Source organism: Alkalimonas mucilaginosa (assembly GCF_036327005.1).
In the GTDB taxonomy this organism is placed as follows: Bacteria; Pseudomonadota; Gammaproteobacteria; order Enterobacterales; family Alteromonadaceae; genus Alkalimonas; species Alkalimonas mucilaginosa.
Genome location: NZ_JAUGZK010000004.1, coordinates 184818 through 201361 on the forward strand (window position 1 = coordinate 184818; position 16544 = coordinate 201361).

Annotated in this window: 21 protein-coding genes; 17 read left to right on the forward strand and 4 right to left on the reverse strand. The window is 53.1% G+C overall.

The genetic code is table 11. The annotated features are described in order from the left end of the window. Window positions 1-105: 105 nt before the first annotated feature. From QWF21_RS07175 to flgA, 4 genes are all read right to left on the reverse strand, one after another. Window positions 106-555 carry a bactofilin family protein gene (locus QWF21_RS07175; protein WP_330087363.1) on the reverse strand — a complete coding sequence of 150 codons (450 nt, stop codon included), beginning with the start codon at window positions 553-555 and terminating at the stop codon, window positions 106-108. 36 nt (window positions 556-591) lie between these two features. Further along, window positions 592-1023, reverse strand: a complete 432-nt coding sequence (flgN, locus tag QWF21_RS07180; RefSeq protein ID WP_330087364.1) for a flagellar export chaperone FlgN — start codon at window positions 1021-1023, stop codon at window positions 592-594. Continuing rightward, window positions 1020-1313, reverse strand: coding sequence for a flagellar biosynthesis anti-sigma factor FlgM (gene flgM / locus QWF21_RS07185; RefSeq protein WP_330087365.1), 294 nt, complete (start codon window positions 1311-1313; stop codon window positions 1020-1022). Before flgM ends, flgN begins: the two co-directional genes overlap by 4 nt. 63 nt (window positions 1314-1376) lie before the next feature. Next, complete coding sequence (gene flgA, locus QWF21_RS07190; RefSeq protein ID WP_330087366.1) at window positions 1377-2159, reverse strand: flagellar basal body P-ring formation chaperone FlgA; 783 nt, start codon at window positions 2157-2159, stop codon at window positions 1377-1379. An 87-nt stretch (window positions 2160-2246) separates the two neighbouring features. On the opposite strand from flgA, the gene flgB reads away from it, so the two are divergent. The 17 genes from flgB to QWF21_RS07275 all read left to right on the forward strand — a co-directional run bounded on the left by flgB (window position 2247) and on the right by QWF21_RS07275 (window position 16535). Then, entirely contained in the window at window positions 2247-2615 is a 369-nt protein-coding gene (gene flgB / locus QWF21_RS07195; protein ID WP_330087367.1) for a flagellar basal body rod protein FlgB, read from the forward strand. Between the two features lie 2 nt (window positions 2616-2617). Next, window positions 2618-3034 carry a flagellar basal body rod protein FlgC gene (gene flgC / locus QWF21_RS07200; RefSeq protein ID WP_330087368.1) on the forward strand — a complete coding sequence of 139 codons (417 nt, stop codon included), beginning with the start codon at window positions 2618-2620 and terminating at the stop codon, window positions 3032-3034. Between the two features lie 10 nt (window positions 3035-3044). Continuing rightward, on the forward strand, window positions 3045-3716 hold the full coding sequence (locus QWF21_RS07205; protein WP_330087369.1) for a flagellar hook assembly protein FlgD: 672 nt from the start codon (window positions 3045-3047) through the stop codon (window positions 3714-3716). Window positions 3717-3729: 13 nt separating this feature from the next. Beyond that, window positions 3730-4938: a flagellar hook protein FlgE gene (gene flgE / locus QWF21_RS07210; RefSeq protein WP_330087370.1), complete on the forward strand. Its 1209-nt coding sequence runs from the start codon at window positions 3730-3732 to the stop codon at window positions 4936-4938. 12 nt (window positions 4939-4950) lie between these two features. Next, complete coding sequence (locus QWF21_RS07215; RefSeq protein ID WP_330087371.1) at window positions 4951-5685, forward strand: flagellar basal body rod protein FlgF; 735 nt, start codon at window positions 4951-4953, stop codon at window positions 5683-5685. A 13-nt stretch (window positions 5686-5698) separates the two neighbouring features. Continuing rightward, window positions 5699-6484, forward strand: a complete 786-nt coding sequence (gene flgG, locus QWF21_RS07220; RefSeq protein WP_330087372.1) for a flagellar basal-body rod protein FlgG — start codon at window positions 5699-5701, stop codon at window positions 6482-6484. Window positions 6485-6488: 4 nt separating this feature from the next. Continuing rightward, on the forward strand, window positions 6489-7154 hold the full coding sequence (flgH, locus tag QWF21_RS07225; RefSeq protein ID WP_330087373.1) for a flagellar basal body L-ring protein FlgH: 666 nt from the start codon (window positions 6489-6491) through the stop codon (window positions 7152-7154). 15 nt (window positions 7155-7169) lie between these two features. After that, the gene (locus tag QWF21_RS07230) at window positions 7170-8261 is read left to right on the forward strand and encodes a flagellar basal body P-ring protein FlgI (RefSeq protein WP_330087565.1); all 1092 of its coding nucleotides are present in this window, start codon (window positions 7170-7172) and stop codon (window positions 8259-8261) included. Then, entirely contained in the window at window positions 8262-8738 is a 477-nt protein-coding gene (locus QWF21_RS07235) for a rod-binding protein (RefSeq protein WP_330087374.1), read from the forward strand. Next, on the forward strand, window positions 8735-10069 hold the full coding sequence (gene flgK / locus QWF21_RS07240) for a flagellar hook-associated protein FlgK (protein ID WP_330087375.1): 1335 nt from the start codon (window positions 8735-8737) through the stop codon (window positions 10067-10069). Before QWF21_RS07235 ends, flgK begins: the two co-directional genes overlap by 4 nt. 10 nt (window positions 10070-10079) lie before the next feature. Then, on the forward strand, window positions 10080-10976 hold the full coding sequence (gene flgL, locus QWF21_RS07245) for a flagellar hook-associated protein FlgL (protein ID WP_330087376.1): 897 nt from the start codon (window positions 10080-10082) through the stop codon (window positions 10974-10976). A 13-nt stretch (window positions 10977-10989) separates the two neighbouring features. Continuing rightward, on the forward strand, window positions 10990-12015 hold the full coding sequence (locus QWF21_RS07250; RefSeq protein ID WP_330087377.1) for a flagellin: 1026 nt from the start codon (window positions 10990-10992) through the stop codon (window positions 12013-12015). A 164-nt stretch (window positions 12016-12179) separates the two neighbouring features. Further along, entirely contained in the window at window positions 12180-13019 is an 840-nt protein-coding gene (locus QWF21_RS07255; protein ID WP_330087378.1) for a flagellin N-terminal helical domain-containing protein, read from the forward strand. A 107-nt stretch (window positions 13020-13126) separates the two neighbouring features. Next, the gene (fliD, locus tag QWF21_RS07260) at window positions 13127-14419 is read left to right on the forward strand and encodes a flagellar filament capping protein FliD (RefSeq protein WP_330087379.1); all 1293 of its coding nucleotides are present in this window, start codon (window positions 13127-13129) and stop codon (window positions 14417-14419) included. Window positions 14420-14436: 17 nt separating this feature from the next. Beyond that, window positions 14437-14829, forward strand: coding sequence for a flagellar export chaperone FliS (gene fliS, locus QWF21_RS07265; protein ID WP_330087380.1), 393 nt, complete (start codon window positions 14437-14439; stop codon window positions 14827-14829). Between the two features lie 285 nt (window positions 14830-15114). After that, window positions 15115-15441 (forward strand): hypothetical protein, encoded by a 327-nt coding sequence (locus QWF21_RS07270; RefSeq protein ID WP_330087381.1) that lies wholly within the window; start codon window positions 15115-15117, stop codon window positions 15439-15441. Beyond that, window positions 15438-16535 carry a flagellar hook-length control protein FliK gene (locus QWF21_RS07275; protein ID WP_330087382.1) on the forward strand — a complete coding sequence of 366 codons (1098 nt, stop codon included), beginning with the start codon at window positions 15438-15440 and terminating at the stop codon, window positions 16533-16535. Before QWF21_RS07270 ends, QWF21_RS07275 begins: the two co-directional genes overlap by 4 nt. The last annotated feature ends 9 nt before the right edge of the window (window positions 16536-16544 follow it).

Genomic DNA, 16544 nt, shown 5'->3' on the forward strand with positions numbered 1-16544 from the left:
GTGGTGCCTAAGCTCACAGCTTTTATGGCCCTGTTGTTAAGCAATCATTGCTTTGCGCAGGGCCATGTTGTTTCTAGGGGGAAGGTGTGGGAGCGCGGCACCGAATTAGCTGGCAGAGGGGGCCGTAGTCTGCAGAGTTAACCCAGCTGCATCCTGGGTTCTGGCAATGGCCGCAGGCTTGCTTTGTGGTCGCTGTTGTTGTTGGCTGCTGGCTGCGTGCACTTCACCGATAAAGCGACCGCCTTGCTCAATGCTCAGGTTATCGCTGTAGATAGTCCCCCGGATCAGCCCGGATTGCAGCACATCAACCCGGTCGGCATAAAACTCGCCTTCGACCTCTCCTTTCACAATAATATGATCGGCTACTATTTTACCCAGCACCTTGCCTGGCTGGTTGATGGTGACCGAGTGACTGCAGCGGATATGCCCCTGCAACTGACCATAAACTTGCATCGGACAATCCAGCACCAGGTCACCTTCCAGCTCACAGCCTTCAGAAATAATGGTTGTGCCTTTGCAGGTTGCGTTGTTTGTAGCTGTTTTGGTTAAGAACATAGTCTGGACTTCCTGTAATAGTTCCAGCCAGGGTGCTTACAACGGCATCGCAGGATAGCTGGTACGGTTTTGCATCCCAGTCAGTTTGGCTAATAACTGACGCTGTGATGCCAATAAAATGCCATTTTTTTCATTTTGCGCGTGGCACAGCCGGGCTTTCAGTGTTAATTCCTGCAACAACAGCCTGGTACCTAGTTGCACCGGGATTGGCAGTCGACTGACCAGGTGGTGCATGCCGTCACTGCTGTGCTCAAGACCAAATTGTTGTAACAGTTGGTCCCGGCTCACCTGGTTGTGCTGCAAAGCGCTCATTAACTGCAGTGCTTGTTGATTCAGCTCCTCCAGCGGGCCGGAGCTGCGCTGGCTCATCAATTCGTATTGCTGCTCCAGCAGCTGGCTGAGCTGATCCAACCGCTGCACATCTTGTTGCAGCTTACTGATAAACTGTTTTAGCAGCTGAGCGCTCATCGTTTATGCATATCCAGCATGGCATTGATAATGGTGTCTTCATCCAGCTTCAGCTCGCCATTGGCAATCGCCAGCTTTACCTGCTGCACTTTGGCCATATCAATGCTGTCATGCTCCGACAGCGCCTGATAGCTTTGCTCCAGTGCCCGGCTAAAGGCACTGACCTGGCTTTGAGGCGCTTCGCCCTGGCCCGGTGTGACGGCCGTCTCCTTACGGGCAGCAGGCTGCTGCTCATTCTGCAGCCGGTTTACCGGGTTTACCTGCAGGGTATTTTTTGGATCTATATGCATGGTTTTTCTTCCACAATCTGGCTCTGTCTAGTTAAAGCGACCAAAAGGTGCTGCAACTTAAATTTATTTATGGCCGGTTTCTACTAAATCAGCACCGACCACTATGGCATCAATGATCTGGCCGGAGCTGAGGTTTTGCACGCTGATCCTTTCGCCTAACTGGCCATTGCTCAGGGCCAGGGCTCTGGTGCTGACAGCAAAGCCTTCGCCACTGAACTGCACGGTGACCTGAGCCCCTTTTTGCACCAGCCAGTTGGCATGCAGCAAATGGCGGCTTACTGGGCTGCCGAGGTTAATGCGTCGTCGCACGGTCATACCCAACAGCGCGTCGCTGTCAAACTCCAGCCCCCGACGGATACTGCTAATCGGCAGGCTTTGCAGGCTTAGCATGTCCTGCGTTAATACTTCATCGCGCTCCAGAGTACGACCGGCGACAACCAACTCCAGCCACAGCTCTACCCTGGCGGTGGCACGGCTTTGCCAGCGCTGCGGGCTGCTGCAGCTTAAGGTGTAGCTCACCCTGCCAAGTGGCGGCTCCTGTTGCTGCCGCCTGGAAATCTGCAAGTTATCGCACTGACTGCTGGCAACCGCTGCAGGTACGGTCAGTTGAATGTCTTGTTGCTGAGCGGGCCTACCCAACTGCTGCAAAAATTGGGTTAATTCCTGTTCCACATGCTGCTGCAGCTGCATTTCTATGGTGGCAGCAGTCGCAACCGGTAGTAAAGCAAGCCAGAGTAAGCACCACAGCGCAACCCATTGCAGCGCCGGCAAAATACGTCGCTTCCGCAGCGGAAGTACAGCTTCCGCTTTCTGGGGTTGAATGGTGCTAAATCTATAGTAGTTCATTGATAAATATCGCTTTTTAAATTTGGCATGGAGCTTGTACATAGAGCTTCAGCATGTGACAACCTGTGTGAAGAGGTTCTACAGAATATGTTTGATAAAGCACTCGGTGTACACCCGTTTTCATTGCAGCTGCGGCTGGACAGAGCAGAAATTATTGCAGGCAATCTGGCCAATGTCGATACGCCCGGTTTTAAGGCACGCGATATCGACTACAAGCAAGTGATGCAGGATGTCGCCTACGGCATCGAACAGGGTAAGGCACGGCCCTATGCGGCGGCAGAGCAGGGCCATCGCTTATTGTACCGCACACCGTACCAGCCATCCGCCGATGGCAACACAGCCGAGCTGAACATAGAACAGGCGAACTTTGCTGCCAACAGCATGGATTTTCAGACCAGCCTGACCTTTATGAATATGAAGATCAATGGCCTGCACAAAGCCATTAAGGGAGAGTAAGGATGTCATTTAACAGTATTTATGAGGTAAGTGGCAGCGCTATGCGGGCCCAGGTGATGCGACTGGATACCATTGCCTCGAACCTGGCTAATGCCAATACGGCAGCGCCGACCGAAGCGACGGCGTATCGGGCGTTAAAACCGGTTTTTGCTGCTTTGTACAAACAAACCACCGAGCAGCAAAGTTTGTCGGCAGAGGTGCAGATGCTGGGTGTGACTACCTCAACCAGGCCGGTAGAGCAGCGCTATGAGCCAAACAACCCGTTGGCGAATCAGGAGGGGTATGTTTTTTACTCCAACGTCAATGTGCTTGAAGAGATGGCCGACATGATGTCCGCATCACGCAGTTACCAAACCTCGGTAGAAGTGATGGGGCGAGTCGCCAGCATGCAGCAAAGTGTGCTGCGGTTAGGCCAGTAAGGAGTATCAAGTGACAACAATCAGCGGTTTTGCAGCGAACCCGGCCTCCGGACATGAGCATGCAGTTGCCAAAAATGGCACCGTAGCGGCCGAAGGCTTATCCACCATGTTTCTGGAGTTGCTGGTAGCACAAATCAGCCACCAAAACCCGCTGGAACCGATGGATGGCACTCAGTATGTCAGTCAACTGGCTGAGTTTGCCAATGTTGAAAGTCTGCAAAGTCTGAAAATCGACTCGGGTAAAAATCTGGCCCTGCAAGCCAGCCAGCAAGCCCTGCAAGCGACTGCCTTAATTGGTAAGCAGGTGGACGTAGCGGCAGACACCATTGTATTGGAGCAGCCGGCTGCGGTGACAGGCGCTATCAACCTCGGGGTCGAAGCGCAAAGCATTACGCTGCGCTTGTACAACGCCGAGGGGCAGCTGATGCAGCAGCAGGAGCTGCCCTATACCGGCATTGGTACGTTGCGTTTTGCCTTTGAACAGCAAGCGGCCGGCGGTTACTACGTGCAGGCTGACGCTACCATCAATGGCCAGCCTCATCCACTGCAAACCTGGTTAAGCGGTGACGTGGAGCGGGTATCGGTTGGCAGCAACAAAGACGATATTATCTTGCAGGTCAATGGCTTGGGTAACCATGCCTTGTTAGACACCAATCAGCTGGCCTTTGGCAGCAACAGTTAAGGAACTCTGTACTATGTCTATGTTTACTATTGGCTTAAGTGGGCTGAAAACCACACAAAGAGCGTTGGAAGTAACCAGCCATAACATTGCCAACTCCAGCACCGCTGGCTTTAAAAGCGGCAGTGCCGAGTTTGCCTCTGTGTACAACGGTGGCCAGCGTGGCGGTGTGACGGTCAGCGATATTAAAGAGAATTTCAGCCGCGAAGGTGGTGTGGTCAATACTGGCTCGGCACTGGATTTGGCCATTACCGGTCAGGGTTTTTTTGTGGTGTCTGAGAATGGCCGCATGGCCTATACCCAGGCCGGTCAGTTTGGGCTGGATAAAGATCAGCAGATTGTAAACGCCAATGGCAATCAACTGCAGGGCTATGGCATTGATGCCAATGGCAACCTGGTACCGGGCGTATTAACCAGCCTGAAAGTGGAAGCGGCCAATATTCCGGCCGAAGCCACGACCGAAGTAGAGTTCTCACTGAATTTAAGCTCGGCCAGTGATGTGATAAATCCGGCACTCAATCCATTCAATCCGACAGATGGCAGCAGCTATAACTATTCGCAATCGACCGAGATTTTTGACTCGTTAGGCAACAGCCATACGTTAACCCAGTATTTTGTGCATAACGGCGGCGGCAACTGGGATGCGCACTATTTTGTGAATGGCACAGCATTAGCTGCACCTTTTGATACCGCTGCACTGACCTTCGATGTTAATGGCCAGCTTACAGCTCCTGTTGCACCACCGAGTGTGTCGCTAAGTTTTGCGCCGGCTGGCGCTGCTGTGATGAATTTCGATATTAACCTGACCAACAGCACCCAGTTTGGCAGCGGGTTCAATATTTATAAAAACGATGGCAATGGTTTTACCGCCGGTGAGTTTGCCGGCATTGCCGTTGCGGCCAGTGGTGAGGTATTCGCTACTTTCACCAATGGTGAAACCAAATTGCAGGGCCAGGTGGTCTTGGCGAATTTCTCCAACCTGCATGGCCTGGAAACCGCCAACAGAACCATGTGGTATGCCAGCAATGAATCCGGTGCCGCTCTTTATGGAACGCCTGATTCCGGCAGCTATGGCTCCTTGTTATCCGGCGCTTACATTGGCTCGAACGTGGATATCAGCGAGCAACTGGTGGATTTAATGGCGTTTCAGCAAAACTACCAGGCCAATGCCAAAACCATCAGCAGTGCCGATCAAATGATGCAGATTTTGTTTAACGCCACCTAAAGGTGAACCGATATGGAACGCTTAATTTATACCGCAGTATCCGGCGCTGAGCTCAACCAAACGGCGCTGCGGGTATCGGCCAACAACCTGGCAAATGTCAATACGCCTGGCTTTAAAGCGGATATCGAGCAGGCTCAGGCCAGGATGATTGGTGGGGATGGTTTTCGTACCCGTTATCAGGCGCAGTTGATGCCCGTCTTTACCAGCCTGAGTAATGGTCCGGTGCAGCAAACCGGCCGGGATTTGGACGTCGTGCTGAGTGACGGTGGCTTTCTGGCGGTGACCGATGCTGATGGCAATGAAGCCTATACGCGCGCCGGTAACCTGATGGTGGAAGCCGATGGCCGCTTAACGCTCAACGGTTACGCGGTGCAGGGCGATCAGGGCGATATCCTGTTGCCGGAGTTCGGCGCCATCGAGATTGGCAGCAATGGCAGCATCAACTTGCTGCCAGTGGGTGGTGGTGTTCTGGTGCAGGAAGGTCAGTTAAAGCTGGTGAGTGCAGCCGGAGACACCCTGGTCAAAGGGCTGGATGGCTTATTGCGGCCGCAGCAACAGCAGCCACTGGATGCCGATGCCACCATCACCCTGCGCACTGGTGCGTTGGAAGGCTCGAACGTCAATGCGGTGGAAGAAATGGTGAATACCATGACCATCAGCCGGCAGTTTGAAATGAATATTCGCATGATGAAAACAGCGGATGAACTGGCGGTTTCCGGCAATAAATTAATCAGCGGCAACAGCTAACAGGAGCAGTGCAATGAATTCTGCCTTATGGGTAAGTAAAACCGGCCTGGCAGCGCAAGATATGCGTATGACCACCATCTCCAATAACCTGGCCAACGTTAGCACCGCCGGCTTTAAAAAAGACCGGGTGGTGTTTGAGGACTTGTTTTATCAGGTGCAGCGCCAGCCCGGTGCTCAGGCTGATGAGCTGAACCAGGTGCCATCGGGCATACAGGTGGGCACTGGGGTGCGGGTAAATGGTACCCAGAAAGTCTTTACTGAAGGCAATTTCGAAACCAGTGGCAATGCGCTGGATCTGGCGATTGCCGGCCAGGGTTTTTTCCAGATCGAAAATCCGGATGGTGAGGTACTGTACAGCCGCAATGGTCAGTTCCAGTTAAATGCCGAATCGCTGATGGTGAATGCCAATGGCTTACCGCTGTTGCAAAACATTGCCATACCGGAGAACACCATGAGTGTCACCATTGGTCGTGATGGTACTGTCAGCGCGACCGTTGCCGGCCAGGCACAGCCGGTGGAGCTGGGACAAATTCTAACGGTGAACTTTGTCAATCCGGCCGGGCTGGAGGCGCTGGGAGGAAACCTGTTCCGTGCGACCGCCGCCTCCGGTGAAGCCATAGAGGGCATCCCCGGTGAGGACGCCTTTGGTGCTTTGCAGCAGTACACCATTGAAGGCTCGAACGTCAGTGTGGTGGATGAAATGGTCAGCATGATCGCCGTCCAGCGTGCCTACGAGATGAACGCCAAAGTAGTGTCTGCAGCAGACGACATGTTGCGCTTTTTGAATCAGAGCCTGTAATCGGATGAACAAATTCTACTTTCTGGCGGGGGCTTTTGTGCTGATGGGCTGTGCCAGCCAGCCAGAGCCGGTGCATCAGGACGACTGGGAACAAGTGGTAGCTGAGCGCAGTGCCGATGAGCAGGTGCTGTCACAGCAACACGGCAGCCTGTACAGCGATCGTTATATGTTCACCTTGTACGAGGACAAGCGAGCCTACCGGGTTGGCGACATTCTGACGGTTGAACTGAATGAGCGGACGCAATCCAGTAAGCGTGCCGACAGCAGCGTCGACAGAAATACCGGCATTAATGTGGGGGTGCCGTTGGTTGGGGGCTTGAATACGTCGGAGTTGGCGATGCAGCTAAATTCCCGTTCGCAGTTTGACGGCGAAAGCTCAGCCAGTCAGCAGAACTTTTTACGGGGCTCTATCACGGTGCGGGTGACCGATGTACTGCCCAATGGCGCTTTGGCCATTCGTGGGGAAAAGAGAATTAAGCTTAACCAGGGCGATGAGTACATCCGGTTGCAAGGGCTGGTGCGACCGGAAGACATTGATGTTACCAACCGTATCTCCTCGCAACGCATCGCCGATGCCCGCATCAGTTACTCGGGGCAGGGCGATCTGGCCAGTGCCAGCCGGCCAGGGTGGTTCACCCGCTTGTTCAACCGCTATTTGAATCCATTTTAAGGCAGCACAGCTATGATGAAAGGTGTAATCACTGCGTTGGTATGCTTATTGTGTCCGTTGCTGCTGCAAGCCCGGCCTTTGCTGGATCTGGTTGATATTCAGGGGGTTCGGGATAACCAACTGGTTGGCTACGGGCTGGTGGTTGGCTTGCCGGGTTCCGGTGATCGGGCTCAGGTGACATTTGCGGCCCAGTCGCTGAATAATATGCTCAAGCAGTTTGGTGTGCAGTTGGATGAAAACAGCCTGCCCCGCTCAAGGAACGTAGCTGCCGTTGCGGTCACGGCGACGTTACCGGCCAATGCCAGTCCCGGCCAGCAGTTGGATGTCACCATTATGTCGCTGGGGGATGCCAGAAGTTTGCATGGCGGCAGCTTAATGCTCACGCCACTGCGGGGGGTGGATGGCAACGTCTATGCCCTGGCACAAGGCAATCTGGTGGTAGGTGGCGTCAGTGCCAGCGGCCAGAGTGGCTCTTCGGTCACTGTGAATGTGCCCACAGCCGGTATTATTCCTTCTGGTGCCATTATTGAGCGGGCTGTGCCGCAGCATCATTTACCGCACGAAGTGGTGCTGAACCTGAAACAACCGAACTTTCAAACTGCACGCAATGTGGTGACGGCCATCAATGATGTCTTTGGCCCCGATATTGCCCGTGCTGAACACCAGGGGAAACTGGTTGTGAGTGCACCGCGGGATGCCAACAGCCGCATCACCTTTATGTCATTGCTGCAGGATATCCGGGTGCAAGTGGGCAGCCAGCGCCCCCGGGTAGTGTTTAACAGCCGTACCGGCACCGTGGTGATGAACGACGTGGTGCGGGTGAAGCGGGCAGCCGTCAGTCATGGCAGCCTGACCATCACCATCAGTGAGCAGCATGGTGTCAGCCAGCCACCGCCTTTTTCCGGTGGGACCACCATGCCGGTGCAAAACAGCAATGTCAGTGTGGAAGAGCGCACCGCCAACATGATGTTGTGGCCGGAAGGCAGTTCGCTGGATGCCATTGTGCAGGCGATAAATGCGCTGGGGGCTACCCCGGCAGAATTGATGTCCATCCTGATCGCGCTGGATAATGCCGGCGCACTGGATGCTGATTTACTGGTGATTTGAATGACTATTCCCCCTTTGTCCGGCCAGACCCAAGTTGGTGCAGCTTTGGCCATCGATCCTCGCGCTGCTACAGCCATTGATGCCAATCAATCGCCGGCAGAGCGTCTGAACAAAGCCGCCGAGCAGTTTGAAGCCATCTTTTTACAACTGGTGCTTAAAAAAATGCACGCTGGTACCGATGCGATGGCGGGTGAGCATGGCCTGTTCAGCAGCAAAGAGGCCGGCACTTTCCGAGAGATGCATGATGCCCAACTGGCGCAAAGCTTAGCCGCGAATCAGCAGCTTGGTCTGGCAGAAGCCATAGTCCGGCAGTTGGGTGAAGGTTTAAGCCAAACCGAAAATAAATTTAAGCAACTGGCGGAGGCGGTCGCTTTACCAGAGAAGGAGGTGCTGTCGTCAACAGCACTTAAATACACAAACAGCGCCTTTAGCCAGCCATTATGGCCGGTTGAAAAGGGTGGGAAATCCAGCTTATGAGTATGCTTCTAAACGGTGTGTCCGGGCTTAACGCTGCCAACAGTGCCCTGAACGTGGTCGGGCAAAATGTGGCCAATGCGGCGGTCAAAGGGTATAGCCGGCAGACAGTGTACCTGGAAACCGCGGCCGGTGGTTTAAATGGCGTCAAAGTGGTCAAGGTGGATCGCATCGTGAATGAGTTTCTGAACGATGACATTTGGCGCACCGGCTCGGATCTCAATTATTACCAAGGGTTTCACAGCTATTTGGGCTATCTGGAGGAAATTCTCGGGACTGAATCACTGAACCTGAACGATGCAGTTGCTGGGATTAATGCTGCCTTTAATGCCGCCATGTCTGCACCAGACTCCAACGCCTATCGCCAGCAGGTGCTGTCTTCATCTCAGGCTTTGGTGCAGGACTTATCGCAAATCAATGGTGCCTTGTCGGATCAGCAGGATAAGTTGAGCAAAGAGCTCTCCAACCTGGCGGATAACAGCACTGCTTTGCTGCAGCAAGTGGCCGAGTTAAACAGCAAAATCAGTAAAGCTCAGGCGTTGGGCCAGGCAACTGCGGAGTTGGCCGATGCTCGTGAAGTGCTGATTAGCGAATTGGCCGGTTTTATCGGGGTGGACGTTCTTGATCCGGGAGACGGTACCCTGACGGTCAGCAGTAAAAATGGTGCCCCTTTGGTGGTTGGCTCCAAAGCATCCGAAGTGCATGTCAGCGGCACCAACGTTCATGTCAGCTTCAATGGCCTGGATTTTCCGCTGAATGAATTTATTGGCGGCCGTATCGGTGGCCTGCTGAATGTCGATGCGACTGTGCTGCAACCGGCCAGGCTGCAATTGGAGCAGATAGTCACTAATATTGCCGACTCGGTGAATACGGCTTTATCCGAAGGCTTTGATCTAAACGGACAGCCGGGAGAGCCATTGTTTCAGTACAACCCGGCTGATGTACTGGGCACTATCCGGGTAAACGACTCGCTGCAGCCAGATGATCTGGCATTTATCGGCCGGGTGGACGATGGCTTTGGTGGCTGGATCCCGGCTGGTGGTCGTGGTGATAATGGCAATATTGCCAATCTGGTGTCGTCTTTACAGGGGGGCACCGCCGGTTACGATACCCTGATTGGTGATCTGGCGATTCAAAGCAAACAGGTACAAAGCAGCATTAAAACAGCACAGCTGTTAAACCAGAATGCGGTGGCAGCGCGCGACAATGTCAGCGGGGTCAACCTGGACGAAGAGGCCGCAAACCTGATGTATTACCAGCAGCTGTATGATGCGAATGCCCGGGTTATCAGCACCGCCGATCAATTGTTTAAAACCCTGATTAACATTTTCTGAGGCAGTGGCTATGCGCGTGAGCAGCAATCAATACCACCTGAATACGATTCGCAATATTCAGCAAGCGACAGCTGAGTACAGCAAATTATCCACTCAGCTTGGCACCAATCAGCGTATTCAAAAGCCGTCGGATGATCCGCTGGGTACTGTCATGCTGTTGACATTAAACAGTGAACTGACCAAGCTGGAACAGTTCAAGGCAAATATGAATGCGGTGCACTTTAATCTTGGGCAGCAGGAAACCCAACTCAGCAGCATCATCAATACGCTGTATTCGGTGCAGGAAATTGTCACCACGGCAGCCGATGGATCCATGGGGCAAGCCGAGCTGCAAGCTTTTAGCCAGGAGTTGTCGGTGTTGTTTCCAGCCATTGTTGATCTGCTCAATGCTACCGACGGCAACGGCAATTATTATTTCTCCGGCAGTTTAACCGATGTCAAACCTTTCGAGCGGGATGCGCTGGGTGTCTATCAGTACCAGGGGGATGACAGGGTGCGGCAGATCGCCGTATCGGACAATTCCAGTGTGCCAGGCAACATCGTGGGCAGTGCGCTGGACCCGGGGGTTAACTTCTTAAATCAGATGCAGGATTACCTGGATCTGATCAGTTCTGCCCCTGCTGGCGGTGTCGGCGATGAATCGCGTGCCATGCTGGCTCATATCAGCAGTTTTATGGCCACAGTCAACGGTGAGGTAACCCGCATAGGTGGCACTTTGGCGTCGCTGGATGAGATGGCGATGGGCAATGATGATATCGCGCTTTTTACCGAAACTTTGCGTGATGATATTAAAAACGTCGATTACCCAACGGCTTTTGTGCAGATGAATCAGGCGATGGCATCGTATGAATCCTCGTTAAAAGTCTATTCCAGTGTGTCCAGGCTGACACTGTTTTCTTACGTCTGAATAAGGTTCGTTCATGCAGCTATCCGCTACGTCAGATACGATCAGCCTTAGTGCTCTTAGTCCCCTTAGTGCGACCGATCGGGCGGCGGTGATTCAGGCTGTTCGCCAGGATGATAGTGGTCAGCAGGTACCGATATCGCGTCAGGCGCGGCAAATTCAGGTATTAAGTAAATGGGCGCAGGCAGCGGATGTCAGCAAGCAATTAAGCCAGACTGAACAAACCGAACGACAGATCCGCCAGGCCTATCAGGCACTGGAGCGTTTAAAGCGACAGCTAAATTCACCTGCGTACACTAAGTTATCGGCCCAACAGCAACAAGACGCACAACAACAACTGCAGCAGTTGGAGCAGCGGCTGCAAGGGTCTGCTGGGGCTCTGACGACGAATCTGACCCTTGCCGGGGCCACAGCCGCCCCTTTTAAAGCCACCTTAAACCAGAGTATTGATTTGCTTAGTGAACGCCGTCAAACCGAGCAGGTTCAGATACTGCTGGGTCGAAGTGGCAGTGCGGTGAGTCTGACCCTGGCTGCCGGCCAAAGTGCCGGGCAAAATCTGCAGGCGGTGCAGCAGGCATTCAGTCGTCAGCACATCAGCGTCAGTGTGGATTCACAGCAGCAGCTGTATTTTTCTGCCGAAGCTCGTGACGCCCGTAAGTTGCAGGAACCCTGGCTGATGACTGGTCAGGGGGTTCGCGTTGCGGCCGGCAACCCTGTCAGTGTGCAGTTGCAGCCGGCAGACAGCTTGTTAACGCAACTGGGCAAGGCGGCAACCTCGGCTGACACTGTGCAGCAATACCGGCAACAGATACAACAGGCGCAGCAGCAATTAAAAGAAGTGCTAAGCAAGGTGCAGGCGCAGCGTACAGCCCTGCAGGCACAGCTGGCAGCCATCCAGCAGAGCCAGAGCAGTGATGCAGAGTTGCAGGCACGAAGTGAGCAGTTACGGCTGGATATGCAAAGCGGCACGAAAAGTACGGTGTCGGTGGTGATGTCTCAGGCCAATATTACCCGCAGTCTGGTTGCTTTTGGTTTAGGCTGAGTGTGTCGTCCTTAGTCTCGATGCATCCCGCTACGGCGGGATTTTTTGTTTTTGCCGGCGCAAAGCATCTCTCAGTCATCGTGAAAAAATTCGAGAAAAAATTTCAGTTCTGTTGGCGCCTTGTCGCTTTATATCTTTGAGCATCAATTACAGGAGATCCTACGATGGCTTTATCAATTCAATCCAATATGGCGTCAAAAGCAATTCAAAACCAACTGAGCCGCACCAACAGCGATTTGTCGGTAGCGCTGGAACGTTTAGGCTCTGGTTTCCGTATCAACTCAGCGAAAGACGATGCGGCTGGTCTGCAAATTGCTAACCGTCTGAATGCGCAGGTGCGTGGTCAGGAAGCGGCTATTTACAACGCCAACAATGCCAATTCTATGCTGCAAACCGCAGAAGGCGCGTTTGAAGAGATGACCAACATTGCTTATCGCATGAAAGAGCTGGCGACTCAGGGTGCTAACGGCACCAACAACGATTCAGAATATACCGCATTAAATGCTGAGTTTGATGCATTGTCAGCAGAGCTGACCAACATTATGACCAATACCTCTTATGGTTCAGGTACTACACTGTTGGATGCTGCTGGCAAGTTTGGTGCCGGCGCAGTAACTTTCCAGATTGGCTCTACTGCAGCAGAAACGCTGGCGGTTGACGTATCTACCGAGTTGGGTGAAATTACCACTACAATCACTGGCCTGACAGGCCTGGATGATCAGACTGACTCAACAGCTACTATGGCCGAGATTGATACACTGATCGACAATATCGGTGCTGCCCGTGCCAACCTTGGTGCGACCATGAATCGCTTGGATCATACCATCAATAATCTGACCAATATGTCAGAAAATACTCAGGCATCCGCTTCACAGCTGATGGATGCTGACTTTGCCAAAGAAACGTCCAATATGACCAAGCATCAGTTGCTGATGAACTCTGGTATTTCTGTGCTGAGCGCATCGAACAGCACCACTCAGATGATTGGTTCACTGCTACGTTAATCGCAGCTAGCCGGGGCCTGCGTGCCCCGTGCTTTTTGTATTCGCATCCTGGCGGCCATGGTCGCCGGGTGCTTTAACACCTTATTCTCTGGCAAAGGGGAACGACTATGTCGTCATTTCTTACGATAGATCCGCAGTATCTGGCCAGCCAGTACACCCAAATTGAACGGGCTGGCAAAGATAAAGTATTGGCCAATAAAGCGAATCAATTTACCGGCCAGTTGAATGCGATTCGAAAGTTACAAACCGCTTTAAAAGACTTCTCTACCCAGTTAAAAGATTTTCGCAGCGGCGACAACAGCATGCTGGCAAATACTGCCACTAGCAGCAGTGAGTCGACGCTTAGTGTGAAAGCCGGTGCGAAAGCAGTCGCCGGTAGTTATGAGATTTTTGTTGAGCAACTGGCACAAAATCATCAGTTGGCGATGTCCTTTGATCCCAATGCCACCCTGGCCACGGATGGTGAATTCAGTATCGATCTGGCTGGCAGCAGCTTTTCAGTCGACCTGGCCAGCTTGCCTGCCGGTGCAACGTTAACGGATCTGACGGCAGCCATCAATAATCATGTCGATAATCCAGGCGTGAAGGCAACACTGATGCGCAGCGGTACTGAAACCTTTCTGGTGATTTCCAGTGAAGAAAGCGGAGAGGCCAATCAGCTGACGCTTGATTTTACCCCCGGTGCAGATGCCGCCGGTGCTGATATCACCGCGGCCCTGGCAGCCAGACAAGAGCTGACTAAGGCACAGGATGCCAAAGTGCGGTTTGGTAGTGATGCAGCCATCAGTGTGACCAGCGCCAGCAATACGCTGACCGATGTGATTGAAGGCGTTAGCATCGACTTGCTCAGAGCCCAGGCTGGCACCGATGGTCCGGTTCGCGTCACCATTGGTCAGGATGAGCAGGCGATTAAAGATAACCTGCAACAGTTTATATCCAGCTACAACAGTGTGGTGAGCGGCATCAGCAAAGATGACAGCCTGAAAAGAGACAGTATGGCCCGCAGTATTCAGAATCAGTTCCGGGCTGCTTTGCAGGGCACTTTCGAAGGCAGCTCGTTGTACAGCATTGGTATTGAGTTTGATCGCAATGGTGTTTTGAGTATCAATGCAAGCCGGTTTGAGCAGGCACTGGCAGCAGATCCAGCCAAGCTGGAGGCCATGCTGACAGGTGAGGACGGCATGCTGGCAAAGCTGGAAAATACCATAGAGCCTTACAGCAAAAACTTTGGTTTATTGACCGATAAGCAGAAAACTTTACAGGCCAGTCTGGATTTAATCACCGATCAAAAAAAGCGGCATGATTATTCCATGGAGTTAGCCTTTCGACGCTATCTGGGCCAGTTTACCCAGATGCAGGTGACCATAGCGCAACTGGAAAGCTCGCTTGGCCAGTTTTGATTTTAGAGAGACAAGTTATGTTAGATTTTTCCAATGGGTATCAGGCGTACCAAAACACGTCAGTTGAAGGCAAAGCCGCCGGTGCTGACATTCATAAACTGGTGCTGATGTTGTTCGATGGCTTTCTCGATGAACTGGCACGGGTTGAGGGGCATATCCAGGCTAAGCGCTTTGATAAAAAGGCTGCGGGTATCGAGCGTATGCTGAAAATTCTTGGGGGCCTTGATGCTTCACTGGATCAGCAAAATGGCGGCGAAGTAGCGGCGACGATGCAACAGCTGTATCAGCACTGTGGTCAAGCCCTGCTTAATGCCAGCCTTAAAAACGATCTAGCCGAACTGGATACTGTTCGGGTTGTTATGACCAACCTGCAGGAAGGCTGGCAAGGGCTGGCACAACAGGCAGCCTGAACAGCAAAGGTTCTACCTGCTGCTTTTGTCATACCATACCAGGTTGCACCGCTGCTTTTGCAGCGGTTTTTGTATTGAATAACTGACACCCCCTTCATCATGGCAACCGCTGTCCGAACGGAAAACAGCATCGGCAGCAGTTCCGTTTGGCGGAAGTAACACTTCCGCATTCTTGGTTCCAATTGATTTAAATCCTTCAAAAACAACAGTTTAATTTGTGGCCCGTGACTTGCTAACCTTGATGGCTAACACGGGTAGCTGAAATGTATTGAACCGGGACTGAATGTGACATTAACCCCTCTACAGACAACTGAACTAGCCAGGCAGCTGATGCGGTTGCAGCACAATTTGTTACTGGCGGTACGGGCGCAGGACTGGCAGAAATTGCGCGGCCTGGATCGGCAACTGCTGGCTTTAGTAAAGCAACTGGAGCAGGCCGGGGTGAAAGAACTGTTTACGGCTCAGCTAAGTACCCTGCGGCAGAATTACCAGCATGTGCTGGAGCTGGCAAACAATGAACTGAAACGCACTGAGATCCAAATGAAGCAATTCAATAAAAAGCGACAGGGGCTGGTGGCCTACAGGCAAACGACGGAAGGAAAGCTGTCGTGACCCCGTTGCTAGCCGTCATTAACAAGTCGCAGCCAGCGGCGTTACCAAGCAACTCTGCGGTCTCTCAAGAGCCGGATGCCGGGTTGCAGGACTATGCTGCCTTGATTGCTGGTTTAACGCAGCAGACAACACCGCTGGCCGCGGCGGACGATACCGCTCTAAGCGACAGTGACGCAGCGTTGTTAACCGCAGCCGATCAGGCCGCGGCCGTGGTCGTGGCGGAGCTGACGGAAGCAACAACAAGCAGCCAGCAGTCTCTGCACAGCAGCCAAAGTGACAGCATGAACGCTGCAATGCAGTTGTCTTATAGCTTTGGCGCAGAGCGAAGTGTGTTTTACAGCACCATGCAGACCGGTGTTACTCCAGATCTGTCTGGCGGGCATGGTCTGAGCCACAGTATTACGGCAACGGTGACAGAGCCAGCCGCCGTGCAGCAAAGCATCGTGCAGGCAGCTGAGCAACGCTTAACTGTCTTGCCTGCGGCGCAGCATGCTGCCAGTTTGCATCAGGCGTTATCGCCGCAAAATACCAGCTTGCCGCCGTTGCTTTGGCAGGCGGTGAACATTGAGCAGCAGGATAACCCTGCTGCTGTCTCCGGCCCCTTGGCAAGTGCAACAGCTACCGGCAGTAGCGCCCAGGCGGCTGAGCCACTGACACACTGGAAAGCTGACCTGACCGGACTACAAAGCAGCCAGTGGGGGCAAAAGTTGGTGCATCTGCTGTCAGACAAAATCAATGTACAACTGGGGCAACAGATTCAGCGCGCGCAAATTCGGCTTGATCCACCGCAATTGGGTGTGATTGAGCTGAGTGTGAGTGTCGATGGCGATAGAACCAGTGTGCAGCTGTACGCCGCGAACAGCCAGCTGCGTGAGGCCATGCAACAGCATCTTGACCAATTGCGCCAGCAACTGACGCAGCGTTTTGGAGCAGAACATAGCCTGGAGCTGGATGTGCGTGATCAGGCGCAGCAGCAGACAAAACACCATCAAAGTGCAGTACAGACGATTGCCAGCCAGCAGGGCAGTGAGGAGGCCGAACTGAACACGGCGGCTTCACAGCAGGGTACAGGCTGGCTGGACCGGCTGGTATAGGAGAACCAA

Bases quoted from the DNA above. Each gene is read 5' to 3' on its own strand.
- QWF21_RS07175 (WP_330087363.1), bottom strand. From the start codon at position 555: ATGTTCTTAACCAAAACAGCTACAAACAACGCAACCTGCAAAGGCACA.
- flgN (WP_330087364.1), bottom strand. From the start codon at position 1,023: ATGAGCGCTCAGCTGCTAAAACAGTTTATCAGTAAGCTGCAACAAGAT.
- flgM (WP_330087365.1), bottom strand. From the start codon at position 1,313: ATGCATATAGATCCAAAAAATACCCTGCAGGTAAACCCGGTAAACCGG.
- flgA (WP_330087366.1), bottom strand. From the start codon at position 2,159: ATGAACTACTATAGATTTAGCACCATTCAACCCCAGAAAGCGGAAGCT.
- flgB (WP_330087367.1), top strand. From the start codon at position 2,247: ATGTTTGATAAAGCACTCGGTGTACACCCGTTTTCATTGCAGCTGCGG.
- flgC (WP_330087368.1), top strand. From the start codon at position 2,618: ATGTCATTTAACAGTATTTATGAGGTAAGTGGCAGCGCTATGCGGGCC.
- flgE (WP_330087370.1), top strand. From the start codon at position 3,730: ATGTCTATGTTTACTATTGGCTTAAGTGGGCTGAAAACCACACAAAGA.
- QWF21_RS07215 (WP_330087371.1), top strand. From the start codon at position 4,951: ATGGAACGCTTAATTTATACCGCAGTATCCGGCGCTGAGCTCAACCAA.
- flgG (WP_330087372.1), top strand. From the start codon at position 5,699: ATGAATTCTGCCTTATGGGTAAGTAAAACCGGCCTGGCAGCGCAAGAT.
- flgH (WP_330087373.1), top strand. From the start codon at position 6,489: ATGAACAAATTCTACTTTCTGGCGGGGGCTTTTGTGCTGATGGGCTGT.
- QWF21_RS07230 (WP_330087565.1), top strand. From the start codon at position 7,170: ATGAAAGGTGTAATCACTGCGTTGGTATGCTTATTGTGTCCGTTGCTG.
- QWF21_RS07235 (WP_330087374.1), top strand. From the start codon at position 8,262: ATGACTATTCCCCCTTTGTCCGGCCAGACCCAAGTTGGTGCAGCTTTG.
- flgK (WP_330087375.1), top strand. From the start codon at position 8,735: ATGAGTATGCTTCTAAACGGTGTGTCCGGGCTTAACGCTGCCAACAGT.
- flgL (WP_330087376.1), top strand. From the start codon at position 10,080: ATGCGCGTGAGCAGCAATCAATACCACCTGAATACGATTCGCAATATT.
- QWF21_RS07250 (WP_330087377.1), top strand. From the start codon at position 10,990: ATGCAGCTATCCGCTACGTCAGATACGATCAGCCTTAGTGCTCTTAGT.
- QWF21_RS07255 (WP_330087378.1), top strand. From the start codon at position 12,180: ATGGCTTTATCAATTCAATCCAATATGGCGTCAAAAGCAATTCAAAAC.
- fliD (WP_330087379.1), top strand. From the start codon at position 13,127: ATGTCGTCATTTCTTACGATAGATCCGCAGTATCTGGCCAGCCAGTAC.
- fliS (WP_330087380.1), top strand. From the start codon at position 14,437: ATGTTAGATTTTTCCAATGGGTATCAGGCGTACCAAAACACGTCAGTT.